Below are 23,737 nucleotides of genomic sequence, written 5' to 3' on the forward strand. Positions count from 1 at the left end.
CACCGTCAAACCGGACCGCGCGGACACCGCACAGCCGCGAGACCGCGCCGGTGCCGGTCCGCGCACGGAGCAGCCACGCGGTTCCGAACCGACACGCGCGAGCGACCGCCCCGAAAATAACCGCACCCCAGGCAAATCCGATCAGCCCACCGCGCAACGGTCGGACCGACCGGTGGCCCGTGACGAGGTACGCGCACCCGAACGTCAGTCCGCGCCACTGAGGGATCTGGACGGCGCCGGAATGCGTGACGACGCGACGAGCGATGAGGCGGGAACTCGTAGCAAGGCCGGAACCGGCGATCAGGCCGCGACGCGCGATTACGCCGCGACGCGCGACCAGGCAGGGCCGCGGGACGACACCGCGACTCGTGACGCTGCTGCGACTCGTGACGACACCGCGAGGCGCGACGAAGCGACCGCGGGTGACGAGCCGGGGGTGCGTCGTGTCGACGAACCGGAGTCCAACGAACCGGATGCGGCGCACGTAGATCGGCCCGCGCGTGCCGAGGATTCGCCGGAGCAGTCGGCCGAGCCCGCGCGCAGAGACGGCCGAGATCCGGGCGATTCGACCGAGCCCGCGCAACGGGAGTCCGAGCGGCGCGATGCCGACACCTCCACCCCGCGCGATCGGGACGAGACGGTCCAGCGGGACCCCGAGCAGCGTGACTCCGACGCGTCCGCCCCGCGCGATTCCGACAGCACCGAGCCTCCGGTAAGTGAGCATGCCGGCCCGAGGGATGCCGAACATGCCGGTCCGCGTGAGTCGGACGGTGCCCCCCCGCTGGACAACCGCGCGCCCACCCGCGATTCCGACAGGGCTGCCCCGGTGGCCGACGAGTCCGTTGCCTCCCGGGACGCCGACTCGGCGGTTCACACCGATGCCGCCGCACCCCGCGACGCGGATTCGGGCGTCTCGAACCGCCCGGACGAGCCGAGTGTGCGGCACGACCCGGCCGACGACGCCGCGGCGGCGGGTACGCCGCGCGACGACACCGGCGATCCGGCGCGAGACCCGTCGCATCCGGACGAGGCTCGATCCGAACACGATGCCGCGCAGGACAAATCGAATGCGGAACCGGGTGGACCACGACGGCGCCCCGCCGCCGACGCGAACCACGACGGTACGGTGCGCAAACCGGTTCACGATGAGGCGGGCGAGGACGGCACCCGGCACGACCGCGACGAGACGAGCGATGACCGGCCCGATGACCAGCTGGTGCCGGGCGCCCCGCCCATGCCGGCGCCGATCGGCGACCATCAGCCGGCGCGTTCCGCGCGGAGCGAGCAGCCCGATCACACCGGTGCTCCGGAGGCGGCGAAACCGGCGACTCCGCGGCCGGGGTCGACCCGCGGCCGCTGTGCCGAATTGGCGCTGAAGCTGATTCGCGATCTCACCGGCAGCAAGACGATCCGGCTGCCCGAGCGCGCGGTCGGACCGGAAGGGATGACCGCCGCGGAGGTCCAGGCGGACGCCGGTGGCCGGATGGTGAAGGTCGGCGACCACGATGCGATCGCCCGGCGGCTCTCGCGGATGCGCAAGGGGGCGTCGGCGCTGGTAGTCGACGGTTATCACGCCGGTCCCGGCCGCCGAGTAGTCGGTGCGCACGCCTACGTCATGGTCCACGAGGGGGGCGGGCGGATCGTGGTGCGCGATCCGAGTACGGGGGTGGTGACCGACCACCCGGCGAGCGTGCCTTCGGACCTGCACGACACCCACATGATCCTGTTCGACCACCGTGGGCGTCCCATCCATCCGCTCACCCCGGAACATCGGGAAGCCCTTGCGCGGCAGCAGGACCCGTCCGCCGTGCGGATTCGGCAGGCGCTCGACGACAATGTCGGCCGGGTGCACGAACTGCTGCTCCGAACACCCACCGGCAGAAGGATTCTCGGCGAACTCACCGATCGCCGCTATCGCGAGCACATCGATCAGGGGTCGCACAGCGACGGCAGATCCGGGTCGTTCCGGCGCCGCGACATCACGGCGGTCCTGTACGCCGAGGGACGCGGCCAGATCGCTCAGGCGCTCACCCTCGCGCACGAGAGCGTGCACGCCGAGCGGTATCTCAACGGCGAATCCCCCGCCGATCGTCCCCTCGAGCTGTCGCGCGACGACTATGTGCGCGAGATGGTGCACGAGGAGGCGATGGCCTCCGGACGCCGCTTCCAGCTGGCGGCGGAGTTGCGTGAACTCGGCTACGACATCGCCGGACACCCCGCCGAGGTCGCCTACCGCCATGCCTACGAGCGCGCGCTGCGCGGACTCGAGGGGCCGGGAGCGCACGAGATCGCACATGAGGTGGCGGTCGACCATCTGCGCAATTACCTGGAGCACGTCCCACCGAACGACAGTGGCCGAACCTACGCCGATCATTACCGCGATATCTGGGATCGCGCGCACGACGGCGCCCGCACTCCGACCGATCAGAGCATCCGCTACGTGCCCGATGATCCGCTGGTCCGCGACCGCATCCGCTCGGCCGCACTCGAGCGGCATATCGCCACCGTGCGGTTGAACGAGCACGCGCGGGAACTGGCCCACATCGCCGACCGGGTGGCCGATCGCATCCCCTACGACCCGACGATGCGCCGGGATATGGTGCAGCACTTGATCTCCGATCAGCTGCGCACTGTCGAGCGCGAACTCGGCCGCGATGGGCTGCCACCCGAGCGCCGCGCCGAATTGCGTCGGCTGGCCCACGATCTGCGACGGATGTCGGATCTGGTCGATCGGCATCACAACGCGCTGGCCGAGGTCGACCGGCTGCGGGCTACCGCCGCCGCGGACGTCGCGCGCCGGCTGCTCGGTGACATGATCGCCGATGCCCCGGGCGCCGAAGTGTTCGGTGACCACTTCGCGGTGATTCCCGGTGAGCCGGAACGGATCATGGTCGCCGCGGGGCCCGGCGATCACGAGCGGGTCATGCGGGCGGCGCCGCCCGAGATCGTGGAGCGAGTGGCCCGCCCGGGTGTCGAGCCCGAATACCTGACCGTCGACACCCGCCACAACGGCGAGACCCGCTACGAGCGGGCCGGCCAACCGGGGCCCGCCCGGGAAGAACCGGCCGAACCCGTCGAGCCGCAGGACCTCGCGGCCCGGGCTTCCGAGGCGATCGTCACCGAGTTGGAGCGCACACTGGCCGATGTGCCGGTGGGCGCCTGGGCGGTCGACACGCTGCACGCCCGGGGCGTGACCATCGAACACGACTCCGGGGGCGGTCATCGGTACGAGCCCGCCCGCAACCGGCTCACCCTCGATATCGGCGGCACCGACGGCGAGCAGATGGCCGCTCTGGTCCACGCCGCCATCCATGCCGAGCGGGCGCACGAGCGCAGTGCCGCCGACGGTGTGCTCGACCGCGATCGGATGTCGCGCGAAGAATACGTCGACCATATGGTGGATGAGGAAACCGACGCGCACGCAATGGAATTCAACGCGCTCGCACAGTTGCGCGAGGCGGGCCACGACATCGCGACGAGTCCGCTGGAGCGGATCTACCGCGACGCGTTCACCGCGGCGCGCGAACGGGCGGCCGCGCGCGACGACCTGCCGGGCGATGCGGCGGCGCGGGCCGCCGAACTGGACCGGATCGCGAACCAGGCCGGTGTCGACGCCATCCGCCCGGCAATGGGTGATCATGCGCCCGACGGCGGCGCGAGTTACGCGCACGGTTACGGCGAGGCGTGGGATTCCGCGCATCCGCCCCGGGACGAGTCGAGCGACGGGCAGCAGCCTCGCTCACCGGCCGGTCCGCCCGAGCCACGCGGCGGGGGCGGAAGGAGCTACGCCAACCACTACGGCGGTGACACCACCTACGGCATCAAGGGATGGGTGACCGAGCACGGCGTGCTGCACGTCGAGGTGCGCGTCGGCCCCGATACGCCGCCCGGACGAGAGATGTTCCGGGACCTGATGAACGAGCTCGGCGACGGCGTCGACGCGATCCAGGCCGAGTGGTTCGACGGTGGGGCGCTGACCGACAATCTGGACAGTTTCAACGCGGGAGTACAGGAGGGGCTCACGCCGGAGGAGGCCGCGCGCCGGACCTTCACCGGCACCCTGGCCGAGGAACTGGGCTATACCGAGGTCACCTTCGGCGATCCGGAACTGCCGGGCGATTCCGGTCTCGAGGGCCGGCTGGGCGAGAACACCGGCGTCACAGTCCTTTTCCGGCGCCCCGAAGGGTTCGATGGCGCACCGCACGTGGACAGTCCCGAGTTGCCCGACGGTGCCGGTGGTGCGGGTCGTCCACCCGGCGAGCCGCCCACGCCGGGCGCGGCCCCGGGCGAGCCGCCGCGGCGGGGCGAGGTCGTCGTGGCCGTCGACGGTGAGCATGTGCGGTTGCGGCTGGTCGCCGACGGCGGCGGGCGGTGGCGGGTCGAATCCGTCGAGCCGGTCGGCGAAGGTGAGCACACGCCCGGCGGTGAGGTCGAACCGGCGAAGACGGGGCGGCTGCGTTCGCTGTGGCAGCGGTTCACCGGCGGGTACGAGGGGCACTATCCGAAATATCCGTCGGGCAGTGGTCAGGACGGCAAATATCAGACCGAGATGACCGAGGATTTCGGGCATCTGTTCGACATCCACGCGCTCGAGACCCTCGGTGACCACGACATCAGCATCAATTACGCGCGGTTGCTGAAGGAGTCGTTCACGCTCTGGATCAACCGGGAACACGCACCGCTGCTGAACCACCTCACCGCTCGTATGGATCTGCAGGCGGGCGAACATATTCCGATGCGCACCCGCGACGGGCGGGAGTACGCGTACTGGAACGAGGACGCGGACCCGGCCGAGGTCGCGGCGATGCACAAGTATCTGCGCGATATCGGGCTGGGCCACCTGGTCGATGAATCACAGCCCCATGACCTGCCCGGCCATTCCGCGCCTCAGCACGGCGAAGCCGAAGCGCCGCACGACAATCCGGCCGACGAGTTGCGGGCCGCCGCCGATCGACTGGGCATCGACCTGACCGATATCAGCCCGGAGACGCTGCGCCGCGCACTCGATACCGCCGAATACCAGAATCTGCGCCGGGCCGCCGTCATCGAGGCCCTGCGCGAGGCGGCGCACCGCTACAACGCCGAGCACGCCGATATCCCGTACCGGCCGCAGTCGATCACCGACCACAATCCGCTCGGCCGGTTCCTCAAGGAAGTGATCAACGCCCAGGGCGACGATCCCGGCCTGCTGAACTGGCGCGGCGTGAACAACGGCGCCGAATCCGGCCGCGACTTCGATGTGCTGAACGTCGAAAACCCCGACGAGCGTATCGAATACGACCCCGAGGACGAGTCGGGCCGCGACCAGGGCCTACGGACCTATTTCGAGAATGCGCTGCGGCGCGACCAGATCCGCGACGAGCGGGCGACCTGGGCGGATCTGCTCGCCGCCGAACTGTCCCGGCTCGAACCGGACCAGCTCGACCGCGCATTGAACGACCTGCGTGACGGAGTGCACGAACGTGCGCGGGAGATCCGCGAATTCGCCGACCGGGTGGCGCAGTTCCGGGAACGCTTCCCCGCCAACGATATTCGCGAGCTGCCGCCGCAGCGTCCGGGTGAGCCGGGCCGGCTGGTGGTCCTGGATGTGCACGGCGACCACGAACAGACGCTCGCCGGGGCCCTCGATCGCCATCCCGGGCTCGCCGCCCGCCTCAACAACGGTGAGGTGCGGGCGGAGAAGTGGACGGTTGTCGTCGACACGAACAACCAGGCGCACGTCCGCCACGTCGGCGATATCGAGGGCCGGGCGATCTCGGTGGACATCGAGGGCCGGCATCTGGACGGACTGCTGGTCCGCGACGCGGACGGTAGCTGGCACGTCACCCAGCCGCCCGGCGAGCCGGCCCCGGTCGCGCCGCACGCCCGCACACCGGAGCAGATACGTTCCGTCCGAGACGATCTCGCGCGCGAGCTCGGCCTGGACCCCGAACAGATCACACCCGAACTCATCGAACACGAGCTGCGCGCCAACGACCTGCGCGCACTGCAGATCGAGGCGCTGCTGGACCACGCGCGCACCAGCGACGCCATCGAGTCCTTCCACGATCTGGCCAATGCGCGCGACCGGCTCGCGCAGACGACCGGCATCGACGATGCGCAACACGCGACGCCGGAGCGGGTCGCCGAGTCGATCGCCGATCGCGGCACCCGCAACGCGCTGCGCAAACAGCAGGTCGAGCAGCTGGTGAAGTACTACGACAAGCTGGCGAGCTACCTGAAGGGGCAGGGTGAGGATCCGGCGCACCTGATCGAGGCCCGCGACGATCTCATGCGCGCGCTGGGCGGCGAACCGGAAGACGTATTCCCGAAGAAGTACTCGAAGGAACTCGACTATCAGCGCAATCCACAGGGCATCGATCCCGGCGAGCTGACCTCGCTGATCCGCGGTCGGCTCCGCGACCCCGGCACCGGTGCGGCGCTGACCGATTTCATCCGGACACTCGCGGACACGGATCCGTTCACGAACGGTCTCCGTTTCGATCCCGCGACCGACCCGCGGGTGTTCGACGGTGAAGTGCCGATGCACGATCCGGAGGCGTTGACCCACCTGCGGGAGATCATCGGTGACGGGCAGCGGCTGTTCGGCACGCCCGACCCGGATCGGCCGGTCGCGTCCGGATCGCGGCCGAATCGCGATTGGGCCCGGCTGCTCGGCCACGACCTCACCGATGCCACTCCGGAGCAGTACCTGCGGGCCTACGAGGCCTATCGGGACGGCAAGATCGAAAAGCACGAGCGGCTCACTCCGGCGCAGCGGGAGCAGGTGCACCGCGAACTGCGCGAGGAGTTGCGACAGCGGGCCGCCGATCTGAAGGCGCTGGCGGAACTGAACGATCGCTATCACCAGGCGGTCGCCGATCTGCCGGAGAACCGGCAGGCGACCATCGATCGGCTCAGCCGGGAATGGGCGGCTGCCTGGACCGAGCGCGAACGGGCCCGCAGCTATATCGAGGCCCATGCCTACGAACTCCGCGTCACGCCGGAGGAGTTACTGTCCGACGACCTGAAAAACGGCTCGGCCCTGCACGATCTGTTCGGCGAATTGGGGTCGCGCACCGTCCGGGGCGAGAATCTCGCCGACTACCGGAGGCGGTTCGAGGAATTCACCCGCCGGCACGACGCGCTGTTCGAGGCGACGCGCAGATTCCACGACAACGACGTGCGGGTGGCGGATCTGGACGCCGAACTGCGCGCGGCCGTGGCACGCGATGTGGAGTTGTCCGAAGGCGAAGAGGGCGACGACGGTGCGGCGGCCGTCCCGCCGCAGGGACCACCGTCGAAGCCGCCCAGCTCACCGGGGGAGGGTGCGCAACCGCCGGAGCCTGGACGCGGAGACCCCGATGGAACCTCTCCGCAGGCCCCCGGCGGCCGCGACGCGGGCGAGTCCGCCCCGACGCCCTCGGAACCACCGCGTCCGGGCGACAACGACCGCCCCACAGCCGATTCCGGTGCCACCGCACCGCGCATCGAGTCCCCGACCGAATGGGGCATGCGGATGCGCGCGGAGAATGCGAGCTGGGACGCGCGGATGGCGGCCCGGCATGCCATCCGCATGCGCGAACTCGCCGACGAGATGGTCGCCCGCGATCCGGACGGTCCCGAAGGTCCCACAACCTGGGCCGCTCGGATGCGCGCCGATCAAGCGGAATGGGAGGCCCGGCAAGCCGCCCAGCACGCCGACTGGCTGTGGAAGATCGCCGGCGACCACCGGTCCGATGCCGGTGGCCGCACGCCGGAAACCGGCGAGCAGAGCCGAGAGGCGGAGCCGAAACCCGAGGCCGAGGCGCCCCAGTCGGTGTCCGTCGAACGGCCCGATACTGCACCGCTCGACCCGTCTGCTCGCAACGGAGAAGACGCTGGGACGCCGAAACAGGACGGCGTCACCGGGACCTCGGAGCCGGGGCAGGAGAGCGCACCTGGCGACCCGGCCACGGATCCGGCGAATGGAGTCGAAAAGCCGCTGCGACAGCCGCGCTCGGGTGCTGAGGCAGCGAAGCCGGACACCGGACCCGAGGCGGAGAACGCAGAGCCCGGGGCCGAGAATCGCGAGCAGTCGCCGGGGACGGGGCAGACGAAACAGCCGGCAGGGCCGGCACCCGAATCGCAGCGGACGCCGGGGAGCGGAGAACCGCGGGAGGGGGCGTCGAGAGTCGAGGGCGCGCAGCCCGATCCGATCGACGCCGCGCTTGCTCGACAGGACGCGGCACATACCGAATTGCGCAGGATCGCAGGAGAACTCGGCCTTCCCGACCACGGCGACGCGCGTGATCTGGAGGCCGCGATCCAGCGCCGGATCGAGGACGAGTCGGCCGAACATCAGGCCACCATCGCGCGCAACGATCTGCGCCCGGACCAGTGGGCCGCCGCCCGCGACCGCGCCCAGCAGCGGTTGAACGAGCTGTACGGCCTGCGCCGCGAGATGATGCGCGCCGCCCGGGATTACCAGGCCGCCCGGATCGACGAGCGGCAGCTGCGTGCCGCGAATCCCCAGAGGGCGCAAGCTCCCGGCGAACGGGCGTCCGCCGACGGTCGCCGCCCTGCCGCCGCCCCCGCCGCACGCGGTGATCGAGGTTCCGCCCAGCGCGGCGACCGGAACAGTCCCGGGTCTGAGGGGCCTGGTGAGCAGCCGGCTGCTGGTGCGGACGGTTCTGTCGCGAAGGCGGGTGAGCAGCCGGCGGTCGGCGAGGAGCGTCCCACCGCGAAGCCCGCAGAACAACTGCCGTCCGGTGACGAGGGCTCCGCCGGCGAACCTGGTGGCGACGAGCCGGGTGCCGATTCCGGTGGTGGGGACGACGGCACGGGCGGGTCACCCGCGAAGCCGGGTGGTGACCGGCCCGGTGGTGCCGCGCCGCGGGCCGAGGCGGAACCCGGCGCGCAACCGGCACCGGCTGCCGCCGGTGGTGGGACCGATGGTGGCGCCGGCGGTAAACCCCCCACGAATGGAGGTTCGGACGACGGCAGCCCGCTGCGGGAAGGGGGTGACGGATCCGAAAACCTTCCGGTACAACGGGATTCGAGCGCCGTGGCGCTCCCGCGCCCGCCCGAGCCGCCCGGCGGTGAACGGTCCGCGCGCGAGACGTGGCATCAGGACGGCCCACAGCGGGAGCACCGTCCGGTGACGCGTGCCTTGCGAAAGGCGCTGCGGGACCTGGCGGATGCCGGTACCACACGAGTCCGCGCCTGGACGCGAATGACCGCGCGCGCTCACGATCTGGGCCTGCGGCCGGACGAGATACGGCGCGAGATCCTGCGCGAGACGATCGCCCGCACCGCCGATGCCGCCGACACCGCGCCGGCGGTTCGAAACGAATTGCGCGATCTGATCGGCGATCTCGACAGCGGCGCACCCCGGCTGGAAGTGGACCGCCGTGCCGCGCGCCTGGGTGTGCCGCTGCCGTCCGACCATCAGGTCGCCGACGCGATCCGCGACCGATTGGCACCGCCGGCCCAGCGGCGTGCCGAACTGTCCATCGAACTCGGCGATCGCCGCACCGTCGATCTGCCCCGGCTGGAGCGGCTCGCCCGCGAGTTCGGCGTCGATCCGGAGGGGCTGTCGCGGCCGGAACTGCAACGTGCGGTCCGGGATGCGGTGAACGGCCATCGCGACACCATCTCCGAGCGGCAGCGGCGCGCGACCGTCGAGCTGGTGGACCGGTACCGCACGGCGGCGGCGAACGAATCCGCCCGCCGGGCCGCTGCCCAGCATGCCGCCGAACGCGAAATGCTGCAGTTGCGAGCCGGTTTCGACGATCGTGGCCCGCGAATCTCCGGAGTCTCCTACCGCCGCTTCCGGTTCGACGCCCCCAACCACATGCGAGTGGACGGTGCCCCCGGCGAGCGCGGCCGGTGGGTCGGGGTCGGATCGGGCCGTGATCCCGAGCTCCGGTTGCCCGCGCGGGAGCGGATCCGGCATGCGAACGAGGGGTTCGACGCTGTCTACTACCGGCTCGAACTGGACCACAACGGCCGCATCTGGGTGAGCGAGCACCATCCGGCATCGACGGAACCCGTTGCCGCGCGGTCGGATTCGGTGCGTCGCCCCGGTGACTGGATCGCCGGCGGCGACGAGCACGAACACGAGCCGGGCACCCGGGCGCTGCGCAGACAGCTGCGCGACCTCGGCGCGGAACTGGATCGCCGCAACGATCAGGTGGACAAGAACTTCGCCAAGATCGTCCGGCTCGCCGAACATCTGGGTATCGACGATGCCTGGCGGATGCGGCCGCGCGAGCTGGCCGGAGCGGTGCGCGATCTGATCGTCCAGCGCCGGGCCCGCGCCGACGAACTGTGGAATCGCGCGGATATCCCACGGGCCGACCTGCAGAAGTTCTTCGAGGACCGCCGCGCCGAGGAGGCGCGCACCGAGGAGACCGAATCGCTCGGTAAGGCCCTGCTGGGGCTGTTGCGGGTGCACGATCAGACGTTGGTCGCCGCCCGCGACCGGGTGGCGGCCGACGCCGCGCTACTCGCTGCCCGCGATGTCCTGGCCGGTCACGAGGGCCTTCCGCTGGGCGCCGACGGTCGCCCCGTGGACCCGGCAGATCCGAAACCGGAAGTGGCGCGGCTGGTTCCGGGCCGCGACGGCGCACCGGACCGGCTCGTCGTGGTGGCGCCGGGCGCGAATCCGGATCATGTGCTCGACCCCGCTGTCCGCCGGGCGTTGCTCGGCGACGACGGCGAATTCGTGTTCCAGCAGGTTCGTGTCGACGCCGACGGACACGTTCGGCTGAGCGATATGCATCGGCCCCCGACGGAACTCGACGGAGCCGCGCACCCTCCGGCCGAACTCGAGCAGCCGCGTCGAGCCGGAACCGAGCCGCACGCGCCGGGATCCGGCGAGCCGCACGCGGACGGGCCTCGTCCGGCGGACAACCCCGAGCCGGCGGCGGATCCGCAGGCGGCACTCGACGCGAGGGTGCGCGAACGTGCCCATGTGGCAGCCGATCTCGAGTTCTGGCGCAGTAAGGTCGACCATCGTGCCGACCCGTTCGGGGATGTGGATCTGAGCCGCAACCGCTGGTCGGAGACCTTGCGTCAGTTGCGCGGAGACACCGGGCGCTACGTCAGCGACAGCGCGGGCCCGGACAGTCCCGACGTCGCGCGGCACGAGCAGCTCAATCCGGAGCAGGAGCGGGAGCAGACCGACCACGTCGACAAGCTGGCCGAGGCGCTGGACCGGCTGTTCCATTTCGAGGACCGGCTCGACGCCATCGACCGCGAGATTCACGACCTGGAACAACAGGGCGCCCGCCACGACGCGTCGCAGGCCGAAGCGGTCCGCGACGAACTGGGCCGGGTGGCCGACGAGCACCGGGCCGCGGTCCAGCGGGCGAAACCGTTGCGGCGCATCAGGGATGAGCTGTCCCGGCTCCTCGACGACCCCGCGCAGCGCACCCCCGAGAACCTGCGCCGGCTCGCCGATGCCGAGGAAGCGGTGGAGCGCGCCGAACACGAGATCGATCGCTTCAACGACGAGCGGGTCGCTCTCACGGGTGCGTGGCCCGATGCCGTCGCCGACCACTGGCGGGCCGCGGTGGGTACGGACGAGACGCCGGCGGTGCGCCGGATCAGCGAGAACGTGTGGGTGGACCACGGTCGCGCGCCCGACGAGGACGGAACCGGCGGCCGCCCGGCCCGTTTCATCGTCGTCGCCGGGCGCGCCGCATTCGACCATCCGGACGTGCCGGTCCGCGCCGACGATCCGGACGGACCGCGACGGCCGGCCGACGACCGATTCGACGCTCCGCTGCTGGATGCGCTGGCACAGCATCCCGATCTGGCCGCGCTGCTGAAAGATCCGGCCACCACCATCGATCGGCTGACGGTCACCGGTGAGCTGGCCGGCGGCGATCGCGACGGCGCCGGCCAGATCCGTGCGCGGGTCGAGACCATGGCGCCGGCGGAGATCGAGCGCACGGGGCTGCCCGCGCACGGCCGCCTGGGCCGAGACGCGCTGCCGTTCGCGGGCGACACGATGGTGCGCTGGCGCGGCGCGGACGGACACTGGCACGACACCCGGGAGGGCCAGGCCCGCGGTTTCCGCGCCTACCAGCCGGAACTGCCGCGCGGCACGAAACTGGACAAATACTGGCAGAAGGAAGTCGACGGCTGGCGGCTGCCGCCCAAGGGGTGGGCGGCGTTCGGCGGTACGGACAACTCCCACATCCCGTATCGGCAGCGTGAGGAGAAGATGCCGGACGGGTTCAGCGGCACCCTGGGCGCCGAACCGTTCCAGAACATGGTGGAGCCGTTGGTACTTCGGCTCCTGACCGATCACTGGCCGGAGCTGAGCTACGAGCAGATCCTGACGCTGAGCGAAGCCGGCCGCGCCGAATTGTGGTGGCATCAGGGGCCGGGGCCGAAACCGGAGCCGCCGCCGGGCTGGGACGAGGAAGCCCATCACGGCATGCCGCTCGACGGCGCGCTGTACACCATCGGAAAGCGGTGGGTGCAGCTCTACGACATGGCGCGCAAGCACCCGTGGGTGCTGGGTCCGCTGCAGCGCCGGCCGGAGATCGGGGAGTGGGTGCGCGGGCACACCACCTGGCTGCCCGACGGCGCGTTCGATCCGGACCATCCGGTGCTGCGCAAGATCCCTGTGGTGCGCTCGTTCCGTGGCTGGAAGGGCTGGCGTGCCGGGCCGCGGATCGATCTGCAGCCGCCGCATCGGCCCTGGTCGGCCGCCGATCACGTGCCGCCGCGCGATCGGGTGGAGTGGTCCACGCCGCGCCAGGACCGTGATATCGCGCGCTGGGATGCGGTGCAGCGCTGGGCGGATCGGGTGATCGGCGAATTCGCCGACGACGCCGGCAACGCCGATGTGCACCGGATCGTCGACCTGCTGACCCGGGCCCGCGATCCGTTGCTGGACCCCGCCGACCCCGGCGGCGCCCGGCTGGAGACGCTGAACCTGGCACGGCATCCGGACGGCACTGCGCTCACCCGCGCGGAACTGACCGAGCGCATCCAGTTGGTCAAGGACCACCTCATGCGCAACGAGATGTGGGTGCGCGACCACGCCGACCCGACCGGCAGGATGGTCAAGAAGACCTACGATCGGCTCCCGCATGTGGCCGACGCCTGGCTGCGGCTCACCGGCGAGGGCGACGGCGACGGCCGGACCACGCCGTACAACGAAGATCTGCTGCTGCTCGACGACGCCTACGTCGAAGCCAGGTACCTCGCCGACCACGACGACGCCACCTGGCACGACGCCGACCTGGAAGCGGCCCGGTACGGCTACGACTGGGACACCAACCGGCGCCGGCTGAGCGGACATCTCGTGATCCGTGACGGGGTGCCGGTCCATCCGGACGAATTGCCGCCCGATGCGCCCGAGCACGACGGTGACAAGACCCTGCGGATGTCGCGGATTCCGTATGCGGTCGACGCGCCCCCGCCCGACCCCTCGTGGCTTTCGCCGCGTGAACGCCGCGCCGCCGAGATCCTCGCCGAAACCGGTGCGCGGCAACGCTTCCCCGGACTGCCCCGCAACCCGGTCGAGGCTCTGAAGGAGGTGGCGGCACGCGAGGCGGGGCCGCTGCGTGCCCTGCCCGCCGCCGGTGCGCGCGACCCGCTGCTGGATCTGCTGCTGCGTGCGGGCCGCGTGGAACAGCTCGCCGACGCCGACCCGGGTGAGCACTTCGTCTGGGCGGAACGCCTCGGCGAACCCGAAGCGGCGGTGGAGCCGAGGCAACTGCCCGATACCCTGCGGCGGCTGCGCGGCGATCTCACCCGCCGGCTGGACGACCTCGGCGCGGCCGGGCCCGACGAACAGGCCGGTGAGGCGAATCGGGCCCGGCCCGCTCTCGATGGTCCGGACGAAGGTGGCACGGACGAGGGGGATACGGGCACGAGCGGTGCGAAACCGGATCGCCCGGATCGCCCTGGTTCGGATTCCGGTGGTGCGGTGGCGCCGCATCCGGGTGAGGGCCGGCCGGCATCCGGCGACGGCCCGCTGCGACAGACCGGGCCGATGGAGCCACACGAATCGACTTCGGGCCGAACCGAAGTCGAGCGGCTGGCGACCGAACGTGCCCGTCTCGCCGACGACCTGGGCCGGTTGCGCGCCGAACGGGACGCCGCCACCGGCAGCGAGCGGGAGCGCGCCGCACGAGCCTACGAGGAGGTACGCACCCGGGTCTTCGCCCTCACCGAGCGAATCACCGATGCGGCCGGACCCGATTTCCTCGCGGCGCAGGGCGCGCGGCCGGTGACGAACCGGGTCGGAATCATCGAGGGCGACCATCCGATCGTGATCGTGGTCGGCCTGCGCTCCGACGGTTCCGGGGGGTCTCCCCACCGTGCCGAACTCGATGCCGCCGTCGACGCTCATCCGGAACTGGCACAGGCTCTGGCCCATCCGGACGCGGAGATCCGCTACATCCGCCTGACCGTGGATTCCCAGGGCCGAGCCTTCGTCGCCGCCTTGGAAGCGCCGCCCCAGGCCCCACGTCCGCAGCAGCCGGGCTCCGAATCCACGCCGCCCGTCGCGGAATCGAATGCCCACCGCATTCCCTCCGGTCCCGAGGAGACCGGTGCCGCACCGCAACGACCGGACCGCGACCAGCAGGTACCCGCCGATCCTCCGCCTGGAGAAGCCGCTGCCGAACAGGGCGGTGCCGCGAAAAAGGATGAGGTCGACACCGAGGCCGGTAAGCCGGGAACCGGCGAAGCTTCGGAAGGCAGTCGGAGCGAGCCGGGGCGTGCCGACGACGGTGGAGAGCGGCCGGTGGCACCGGTGCGTCCTGGCATCCCGTCGGAAGGTGAAGGGAGCGAATCGAATACGGCGTGCGGGTCGTCGGGCGATGCCGACGCCGGGGAATCCGGAGAGAAGGGAGAAGCCCGAGGGGACCGGGCCGAGGAACCGCGGACCACGCAACCGCACGGGGGTGGTCGGCGCGCGTCCGGCTCGGACGGAGACGGAACGGATTCGGAGTCCGGAGACGGAACGGGTACCGGCCGGCGGGCGGGGCAGCAGCCGCCGGACGGTGGTGAGCCCGATCGTGCGGGCGGCGCGAACCCGCGTGCTCGCGATCCACGCAAGCCGTACATCACGCCGGTCCCGCACGTCCCGCACAACGCCGAATTCGAGTGGCCGGATTACACACCGAAGCGCATCGACGTCAACCTCCCGCCCGCCCCGATTCCGACCCCGCCGCCGCATCAGCCCCCGCCGCATCAGCCGCCGCCGCATCAGCCGCCGCGAAAGCCCGGCCCGGGACAGCCCGGCGTAGGCCATCACGACCCAGACGGTGGCCATCACGACCATCACGGTCACGACACCGATCACCACGGCGATCATCGAGGGCACGGCCACGGGCATGATCACGGTCACCACGGTCACCACGGTCACGACGGAAATGATCACGACCACGGTGGCCACGGTCATGACCACCACCACAGTAGCCACGGCCATCACGGGGGTCACGACCACGGCGGCCACGAGCATGGTGACCACCACCGTCACAATCACGACCACCACCATCTGCCGGGGTCGCAGGCTCAGCCGAGCATCCCGGTACCGCCGTGGCTTTCGGACGCAGGCGTCCCGGGCAATGTCGCACCACAACCGTTCCCGCTGCCGGGCGCGGGTATCGAGCGGAATGTGAATCCCGCTGCAACCGGGCTCAACCCGTTCGGTGAACCGCTGGGGGCGATCCCTCATACGGCTGAACCTGCTGTCCTACAGCAGCTTCCGCCGCAGCCGGCCCCTGAACCGCGTGCATCCGACGGTTCACACGCAGCGGTCCCACCGGATCATGGCGTCGGGCAGGGCCCCGGCGGTGCCGACCGGTACGGCAATGGGAACGGCCACGGCACTGGATACGATCCGGGAGCCGGATACGGAAACGTCCACGACCGGCGATTCTCGGTCGATCGCCCGTTCTCCCTCGATGATCCGGCAGTGGGCGCAACGGGACACCTTGGGGTACAACCGGTTCCGGCGGCCCAACCGCAGAACGACTTCCCGCAGAACGGTTTCCCACCGTTCGCGCCACCGATGCCGCACGGCAAGAACGCGGCCTCCGCCTCCACTCCGGCGCGTCACCCCGCGCACCCGACCGGCTCGCCGACTCCCGCCGCGCCCCGCATCCTGGTGCAGGAGTTCAACGGTCACCGTTGCGCGGAGGTCGATCCGCTCACCGGATCGCTGCACGAGGCCGCAGAGCCGATGGGTCCGTTCAGCGGGGTGTACGGCGATCTCGACGGCGTGGAGTTCGTCTTCTTCCGCACCGACGACCGGCTTTTCCTGCGCGTCGCCGGCCAGTTGATCGATGCCGACGATCTGGCGGTGATCGTGCACTGGCAGCGTGCGGGCCGCAGGCATACCGACTTCACCGTGACCCGAGCGGGTTTGGCGGTGTGCACGGTGCGCTATCGCCAGCGCAAACCGGAACTCGACCTCGGCTTGTGGATCCGCGATGTGCTCGACAATCCCGCCCGCCGAACGCAGATCTTCGCCGAAGTCCGGGGTGTGCGGTGAAAAGCGCAGCATCGCACACTGTTACCGAGCATCGCACCGATGAGGATGTCCGCAGCCGGCCGCGCCGGACGGTGGACGCGAACGAGGAGAACACCGCGACGTGACCCGCCCCGATGACCACACCCCGGACCCGCAGGACACCACACCGGTGCCGGCCCGACCGGACAGCGCACCCGCGGCCGTCGCGCCGGATCCCGCACTCCACGACCGGGCCGATCTTCCGTCGCACGACACCGCGGGTTCCGCCGCCGAGGACGAGCCGGACGTAGGCTTCACTCTCGGCGGCGGAATGCCCGAATCCATCGCGGCGGCAGTCGATCCGGAGGCGCGCGCCAGGGAATTGGCGCACGGGATCGCGCGCGAACTGGCGGCGGTCGCGCCCGAGGGGTGGCACGAGCTGACGGCCGTCTTCGCCCTCACGGTGGTGGTCGGTGGCGGCGAGGTCGTCTTCACCGACGACCAGGACCGCGTGCTGCGTGCCGATCCGCCCGAGTCGGTCCTGGAGTTGGTGCGCGAGCACCGCGACCTGTCCGCGGCCTTCGACAGCGGTCCCTGGTGGCGCCTGTTCGTCCGATTGGACCGGGCCGGACATCTGCAGGTCGACTACGACTACGGTGACGAACCGTTCCCCGACGATCAACTGCTGGCGCCGGAGGCGTATCTGGCCGACCTGCGGGCATATCCGCGCGATCGGGTGCCGGTCTGGCTGGGCGCCTACATCGGGCACGGCGACCGGCAGTCCCGCCCACCGGCCGTCGCGGCCCGGCAGGCGCGCGCCGATCGGGCCGAGGGGGTGGTTCCCGTGGTGTCGGACGACGACTTTCCCGATCTGCCCACGCTGTGGAGCCGGTGGGCGGTGATGGCGGCGGCTTTCGTCGCCGCCGGATCGCAGTGGGGCCCGCGCGTGTTGCCGTCGCTGGGCTGGTTCGAGGGCGCCCGGCGCGGCGGCAGCACGCTGTATCTCCTGCCCGGCGGCCGTGCCGTGCTCTCCGGCGGGGTGTGGGAGGCGCCGGCGCTCGATGCCGCCTACAACGGCGGTGCACCGCTGCCGCGGCTGTATGCCGGCGCACCGGAATGGGTGTCGAATTCGGTGCTCAATCCGCGCTTCGGCGACGGGCTGCTGTCGTTCTGCTACTGGTGGGAGGACGGGCGGTGGTATCACGGTGAGTCGCCCTCGGCCGATCATCTCAGCGACGCGCTGCCGGGGGTGTGGACCTCGGCGACCGTCGCGCAGGTGATCCGCGGCCTGATCGACGGCGAGGCCGACGACGAATTGCGCTCCGCGGTGGACACTCTGGTCGCCGCGGCCGAGGCCAATGTGGTCACCCGCGAAACCCTGGTCGCCGTCTTCGGCGACGACGGCGGCTTCGATGTCGACGGCGCATTCAACCAGCTCACCTTGGCCGGTGCGACGCCGACGGGCCCGGCGCCGCTGCCGCGGCCCGAGGCGCTCGAGCGGGTGCGTGGTCACATCGGCGAGGCCGGGATCGATACCGACGGATATCCGCTGGATCGACTGCACGCGGACCGGATCTCGGTGGGCTGGATGGTGTACGTGCCCGCCGAACCCGACGAGGTGGCGATCGGGCGGGCCGTGTTCTACGTCGCCGACGACGGTGTGCTGGAACAGTCCTCGTCCTCGATCCCGCCGTCGGTGTACGTCGAGGGTTTCGAACAGCGGTTCCGGGAGCGGCGCGGCGCATTGCGGGCGGGGTGACACTCGCCGCCGGTGTTTCACCCCGCGTTCAACCGCCGTTGCCGCCGGTGTTGCTCGCAGGTCGCAGGATGTTCGAAAGATGATGTGGGACTTGCTATTCGGCATATCGGCGCGGGCGGGGGACGGCCTGCGGACGGTATCGCCGACGGGGTGAACGCGCAGCTTCCGCTGCTACCGAATTCGAGGAGCACGATCGATGGCGCCCGATCCGACTACGCCCGTCGCTACGGGCAATCCGTGGCCGGCGTTGAGTGACTATACGAAGAACCACACCTCCGGCAACGATGCGCTGAAATTCGAGCCCGACGTGGCCCTGGAGGTCGCCGCGGCCGCGGAGAACACGATCGCCGCGCTGAAGACGTTGCAGCTCTACACCGACGACCTCACCGCCGGTTCGCCGGTCTCGAATCTCGCGTCGGGCACCGCGCTGGGCAAGAAGTTCGGTACCGAGGCCACCGATCTGAAGACGGTCTTCGAGGACCACAAGACGATCCTCGGCCAGATGATCGACACCTTCATCGCGGCCGGCAAGGCCTACGGGAAGATGGACGGCTTCAACTCCGCGCTGCTGGACAATGTCAGCGGCAAACCGGATTACATGTGGGACGCCGACGGCCTGGACCCGATGGGTGACCCGCCGAAAGTGCCGGCCACCAACGACGATCTGAAGAATCCCGTCAACGCGATGGACAACAAGGCGGGACTGCAGTCGTTCCAGTCCTCGACCATCAGCCCCGAAGCGCCGGACTACATGAGCTGGTACGACCTGTTCCAGGTCGGCAACTACATCCGGGTCAACAAGGTGGCCGAGAACCTCGCCAACCACGCGGGCACCTGGTGGTGGATGGCGACCGAGGTGAACAAGGTCTACTCGGATCTACTGAACAAGATCGACTCGGTGACGGTCGACAAGTGGAGCGGACCGGGCAAGGAGACCGCGGTCGCGGCGGTGCAGGCCTACGGCAAGAGCATCCCGGGGCTTTCCACCGCGATCAGGGGCACCGGCGATCTGCTCGTCTACACCTCGGGGTGGCTGAACGAGACCCAGTACAGCATGCCGCCGAACAACGATGCCGACGCGAAGACGCAGCAGCAGTGGATCCAAACCGTGCGTGAGAGTTTCCGGCGTACCTATGTCTTCGGGATGAACCAGTCCTCGTCGCACGTTCCGGTACTGCCCGCGGCCGCGGCGGCATTCGGCCAGATTCCCACCAATCCGTACGACCCGACCGGCCAGCACCCACCGGGCAGTCAGAACCCGCCGGGCAGCCAGAATCCGCCCGGAAGTCAGAACCCGCCCGGCAGCCAGAATCCTCCGGGGGGCGCGACCCCGCCCGGCGGGGCGACCCCGCCGGGCGGTACGACTCCGGGCGGCTCACCCAACGACGCACAGGCCAAGGCCGCGCAGGAGGCCGCGGCCCGGCAGCAGCGCGAGGCCTTGGCGCAGCAGCAGAAACAGGCCGCGGAGTACGAGAAGCAGCAGAAGGAAGCCCAGCAGCAGCAACAGAAGGAACAGCAACAGCAACAGAAGCAGCAGGAACAACTGCAGAAGCAACAGGAGCAGCAGCAGGCGGCCGCACAGCAACAGCAGGAACAGCAGCAGGTCATGTCCGCTGTCCAGCAACTGATGTCGGCCGCGCAGCAGGGTGCGCAGCAGCTGATGCAGGCGTTCCAACAGGTCGCCCAGACCCTGACGCAGCAACAGCAGCAGGACGCGCTGGGCAAGGCCGGTCTGGGCGATATTCCGGGACTGGGTATTCCGGGTATGGACGGCTCGGATCCGCTGTCCGCCCTGGCGGGCGCCGGAGGCGGTGCGGGTGGCGGCGGTGGCGGTGTGCCCGGCGGCGGTGCCGGGGTGCCGGGATTGCCCGCGCTCAATCGGGATCTGGCGCAGGCCTCCAAGTTGTTCCCGCGGGCGAGCACGCTCAGCACGGCGTTGAGTGCCACCACCGTCGACTCCGCGACCGGCCGGGCCGGCGCCGCGCCGATGGCGGGCACTCCCGGCTCACCGGGTGCGGCCGGGGCGGGCGCGCAGAACCAGCAGGGCAAGGAGCACAAGCGGCCCGCCTATCTGGACTCGGTCGAGCATCTCGAGGACGCGCTCGGCGATGCGCCCGTGGTGGTGAAGCCGGTCGTCGAGAAATGAACCGCAGCTGGAGCTTCACCGATCTCGAATTCGTCGTCATGTGGCGGCATTTCGGTGACGAGGGGCCACCTCGTCCGTTCGTCTACACCACCGACATTCCGCTGGAGGACGATTTCCAGCGCGAATGCACGCGCTTGCGCGACCGGATGCTGGCACGTCCCGACCACACCCTGTTCGACGCCGTGCGCGACTGCACCCGGCCCGATCTCGCCGTCCTGGTCACGGGATTCGACGGCCACGACCCGCATCGCGGCGAGGGAGCGGTCCGGCTGCTGGCCGCCCGGCGAGAGGATCGCGGCTACCTGCTCACCCAACTGCCCGGCCGCACCCTGTTGCACGCCGGTGGATTCACCATGGTGCAGTGCGATCCGCTGCGGCTGGCCGATATGGTCGCGGATGCGCTGCCGCCGGTCGAGGCCGGTGGCTCCGGGCACATTCTGTTACCGCCCGATCCGGAATCGGCGGCAGGCGTCACCGAAGCGCACTACGTATCGGCCGACAGTGCGGGCGGTGCCCCGCAACTCTGGGACAGCTACGACGAGCCCGACGACGCCGCCGGGCAGCGCTTTCTCGATATCGTCCCGGAGCGTTCCGGCTCCATCGAAATCGCCCAGGGGGTATCGCGTTTCGGACCGCGGGGTCGTACCGTCCGGCATCTGGACTGGCGCGACCTGTCCGGCGACGGCCGCTACGTGATCCAGGCGGGCCCACCGCGCACCGCCGCCGGAGTGGACCGGCAGGGACTGATCGCCGCGATCAATGCCGAGATCATCACCGTCGTCCGCGCGATCAAGGACGAGCGCGTCTGACCGGCCGGCGCCACCGTGCCCGATTCCGACCGACAACGAGGAGCATGATGTCCACCGCGACAACGCGATCGGGTTCGATCGCGGTAGAGACCACCGAACAGGGCCTGCCGCTGCGAATTTCGATCGAGGCGAGCGAATTGCGCCGCGAACCCGCCGAATTGGCCGCCGAACTGCTCCGGCTGTGCTCACGCGCGGCCGATCGGGCCGGACTCGCACGGCGGCGCCAACTCGCCGAGGCCGGGCTGAGCAGCGACCTGCTCGCCCTGACCGGACTGCCCACGGCGGAGCAGGTCGAACGGCAGGAACTGATCGACGAGCAGGAGTACGACACGGAACCGCAGAGCTGGCTGAGGTCGGTGGAGTGGTAGCCCACGACGCCGGAGACGACGCGAACGAGGGGGAGCCGATGGCGAATATGCCTGATCTGTCCGGTGTTTCGGTGATGGACGAGCTGGTCGCCCGCACGGAGCGGCAACTGGAACGCATGCGCGATCTGGGTGACCGGATGGCAGGGGTGCGGGCCCGCGAAACCTCACCGGACGGCGCCGTCACGGTGGAGGTCGACGGTAACGGCGCATTACTCGATCTCGTTTTCTCACCGTTGGTGAATCGGCTCACCCCAGCGGAGTTCGAGCAGGTGGTAGTGTCCACCGCGCGCAGCGCCGCCGCCCGTGCGTTCGCGCAACGCGGTGATCTGATCGCCGCATTCAACGAGGAGAACGGCGCCGGTACGCGCGAGATTCACTGACGCGTAACGCGTTCTTAAGCTGCGCGCGTGCCAATCTACGTCGACGCCTGTTGCAATTGCTCGGTAGATGTTCGATCCGCCGGTTACGCGAGCGCGAATCGGCTTACCGGGCAGGGGCTTTCAGATGGGCGAGTTGGTAGCAGTACCGGAGGCGATCCGTCGTTACGGGGACACGGCGGCCGCGATGGCCACCGAAACACTCTCCGCGGGCACGGTGAACCAGGCGGTGGCCATCGCCGCGGCCGTTCCGGTCTTCGGTTTGATCGGTCAGGACTTTCTCGCGACATACGCGCTGGCGCAGGCGAATCATTTGAGTTCGGTGGTCGAGCTGGCGACGGTGCACGCCGGTACCGCGGTGACCGCGCATCAGAGTGCCGCCACCTACGCGACGACCGACCAGGACAACGCCGACCTGCTCGGCGGAATCGGCCGCGCGTGATGGAACCGGGCCTGGACCGGTCGATCGTCGACCTGTTGCGCCAGAGCGCGATGGGGTCGATCGTGGACCGGCCGGTCAACGACGTACTGCGGGAGATGGGGCTGCCGGGCCTGCCGCAGCTGCCCCCGGCGCCACCGCTGCCGCAGCTGCCGCCGCTGCCGGTGCTCGACCTGCACGCGCTGACCAAACCGATCACGGATCTGGCCGGGAGTTTCGGCACCGGCAAACTCGGCGGGGGCCCGGGCGCGGACCCGACGCAGGTGCTCTCCCAGATCTCGGCCGTGCTGCAGACCGTCGTGCAACTGGGCACCACGGCGATGCAGACGGCGATGTCGCTGTGGCAGGGCGCGGGCGCGCTGTCGGCGGCGGCCAAATCGACCCAGGCGGCCGCCGACGGTACCGCGGTGGCGGGCCAGGGTGCGCAGATGTCGCTGGGCACGACCGCCGCGGCCGGCAGCGTATTCACCGGAAACGCGCTGATGACGGGCATCACCTCGAAGTACTTGACCTCGCTGGCGGCGGCCGCGCCGTTCATCGTGACCCCGCCGGGGCAGGTGTTCGTGCTGGCGATGTCGGCGCAGACACTGGCCGAGGCGCTCGCCGTGGTCACCAAGACGAGGGTCGAGCTGACCGCGCACAGCGCGAAGATGGCGCACACCGGCCAGAAGGTCAAGATCACCAATGTGCCGCACGGGGTGTCGAATGTCGCCGCGCAGCGAGTCGCGGTGCCGCAGGCTTCGCTGAAGTCCGTGGCCGGCACCACGTCCCGGCTCAGCGCCACACCGTCCGGTATGTCGCTCGCGACCAACGCGTCGAGCTCGAGTAGCGCGGCGGGCAATGCGGCGCAATACGTTTCGCAGGCACTGCAGATGGTGCAGTCGTTGTCGGCCGTCGGCGGTGCGGGCGCCCAGGCGGCCACGGGCCTCACCGGCCGCGCCGCGAAACCGATCGCGGCCCCGGTTCCGGCGGCGGGTGGAACTCCGGCGGCGGCCGGATCCGGATCCGGATCCGGCGCACCCGGTGGCATCGGCGCACCGGCCGCCGGGCCATCCGAGATGTCCTCATCCCTGCAGGCCGCGCGCACCCCGTCGATCATGACGGAGGCGGCCGTCACCGCGAGCACCGAATCCGCGATCGCCTCGTCCGGTACGGCGGGTAGCCCGGGCATGATGCCGATGACGCCGGGTGCCGGTGCGGCCGGAATGGCCCGCGCCGCTTCGGATTCCAGCAGCGCGAGCGACGCGGTGCGCGGACAGCTCGTCACGGCCGCGCACGGTAACGACGTCGTGGGCGATATCGCCGGAGTCTCCCTCCCCGTGGTCGGCGCCGCCGACGTGGTCACCACCACACCGGACACCGAGCCGCCGGACAAAGCTCTCACCCTCTAGG

The 23,737-nt window shown here is 70.4% G+C and carries 8 protein-coding genes; all 8 read left to right on the forward strand.

Annotated features, from left to right (window positions below):
* Nucleotides 1-172 precede the first annotated feature (172 nt).
* Entirely contained in the window at nt 173-16,489 is a 16,317-nt protein-coding gene (locus NE2_RS31995) for a hypothetical protein (protein ID WP_157110990.1), read from the forward strand.
* A gap of 100 nt (nt 16,490-16,589) precedes the next feature.
* Nucleotides 16,590-18,206: a hypothetical protein gene (locus NE2_RS32000; protein WP_307618229.1), complete on the forward strand. Its 1,617-nt coding sequence runs from the start codon at nt 16,590-16,592 to the stop codon at nt 18,204-18,206.
* A gap of 196 nt (nt 18,207-18,402) precedes the next feature.
* The gene (locus NE2_RS36105) at nt 18,403-20,352 is read left to right on the forward strand and encodes a hypothetical protein (protein ID WP_063032183.1); all 1,950 of its coding nucleotides are present in this window, start codon (nt 18,403-18,405) and stop codon (nt 20,350-20,352) included.
* Nucleotides 20,349-21,161 carry an ESX secretion-associated protein EspG gene (locus tag NE2_RS32010; protein WP_030513420.1) on the forward strand — a complete coding sequence of 271 codons (813 nt, stop codon included), beginning with the start codon at nt 20,349-20,351 and terminating at the stop codon, nt 21,159-21,161. Before NE2_RS36105 ends, NE2_RS32010 begins: the two co-directional genes overlap by 4 nt.
* Nucleotides 21,162-21,205: 44 nt before the next feature.
* On the forward strand, nt 21,206-21,529 hold the full coding sequence (locus NE2_RS32015; RefSeq protein ID WP_369817612.1) for a hypothetical protein: 324 nt from the start codon (nt 21,206-21,208) through the stop codon (nt 21,527-21,529).
* The gene (locus tag NE2_RS32020; protein WP_233429945.1) at nt 21,523-21,909 is read left to right on the forward strand and encodes a YbaB/EbfC family nucleoid-associated protein; all 387 of its coding nucleotides are present in this window, start codon (nt 21,523-21,525) and stop codon (nt 21,907-21,909) included. Before NE2_RS32015 ends, NE2_RS32020 begins: the two co-directional genes overlap by 7 nt.
* A 124-nt stretch (nt 21,910-22,033) precedes the next feature.
* Complete coding sequence (locus tag NE2_RS32025) at nt 22,034-22,348, forward strand: type VII secretion target (protein WP_030513423.1); 315 nt, start codon at nt 22,034-22,036, stop codon at nt 22,346-22,348.
* On the forward strand, nt 22,345-23,736 hold the full coding sequence (locus tag NE2_RS32030) for a hypothetical protein (RefSeq protein ID WP_373862295.1): 1,392 nt from the start codon (nt 22,345-22,347) through the stop codon (nt 23,734-23,736). The genes NE2_RS32025 and NE2_RS32030 overlap by 4 nt, the downstream gene beginning before the upstream one ends.
* Nucleotide 23,737 lies beyond the last annotated feature (1 nt).

The organism is Nocardia elegans NBRC 108235 (assembly GCF_001612845.1).
Taxonomy (GTDB): Bacteria; Actinomycetota; Actinomycetes; order Mycobacteriales; family Mycobacteriaceae; genus Nocardia; species Nocardia nova.

What these genes read in the sequence shown, in the direction of transcription:
- NE2_RS36105 (WP_063032183.1), top strand. Translation starts at nt 18,403, where the DNA reads ATGGCGCCCGATCCGACTACGCCCGTCGCTACGGGCAATCCGTGGCCG.
- NE2_RS32010 (WP_030513420.1), top strand. Translation starts at nt 20,349, where the DNA reads ATGAACCGCAGCTGGAGCTTCACCGATCTCGAATTCGTCGTCATGTGG.
- NE2_RS32015 (WP_369817612.1), top strand. Translation starts at nt 21,206, where the DNA reads ATGATGTCCACCGCGACAACGCGATCGGGTTCGATCGCGGTAGAGACC.
- NE2_RS32025 (WP_030513423.1), top strand. Translation starts at nt 22,034, where the DNA reads ATGGGCGAGTTGGTAGCAGTACCGGAGGCGATCCGTCGTTACGGGGAC.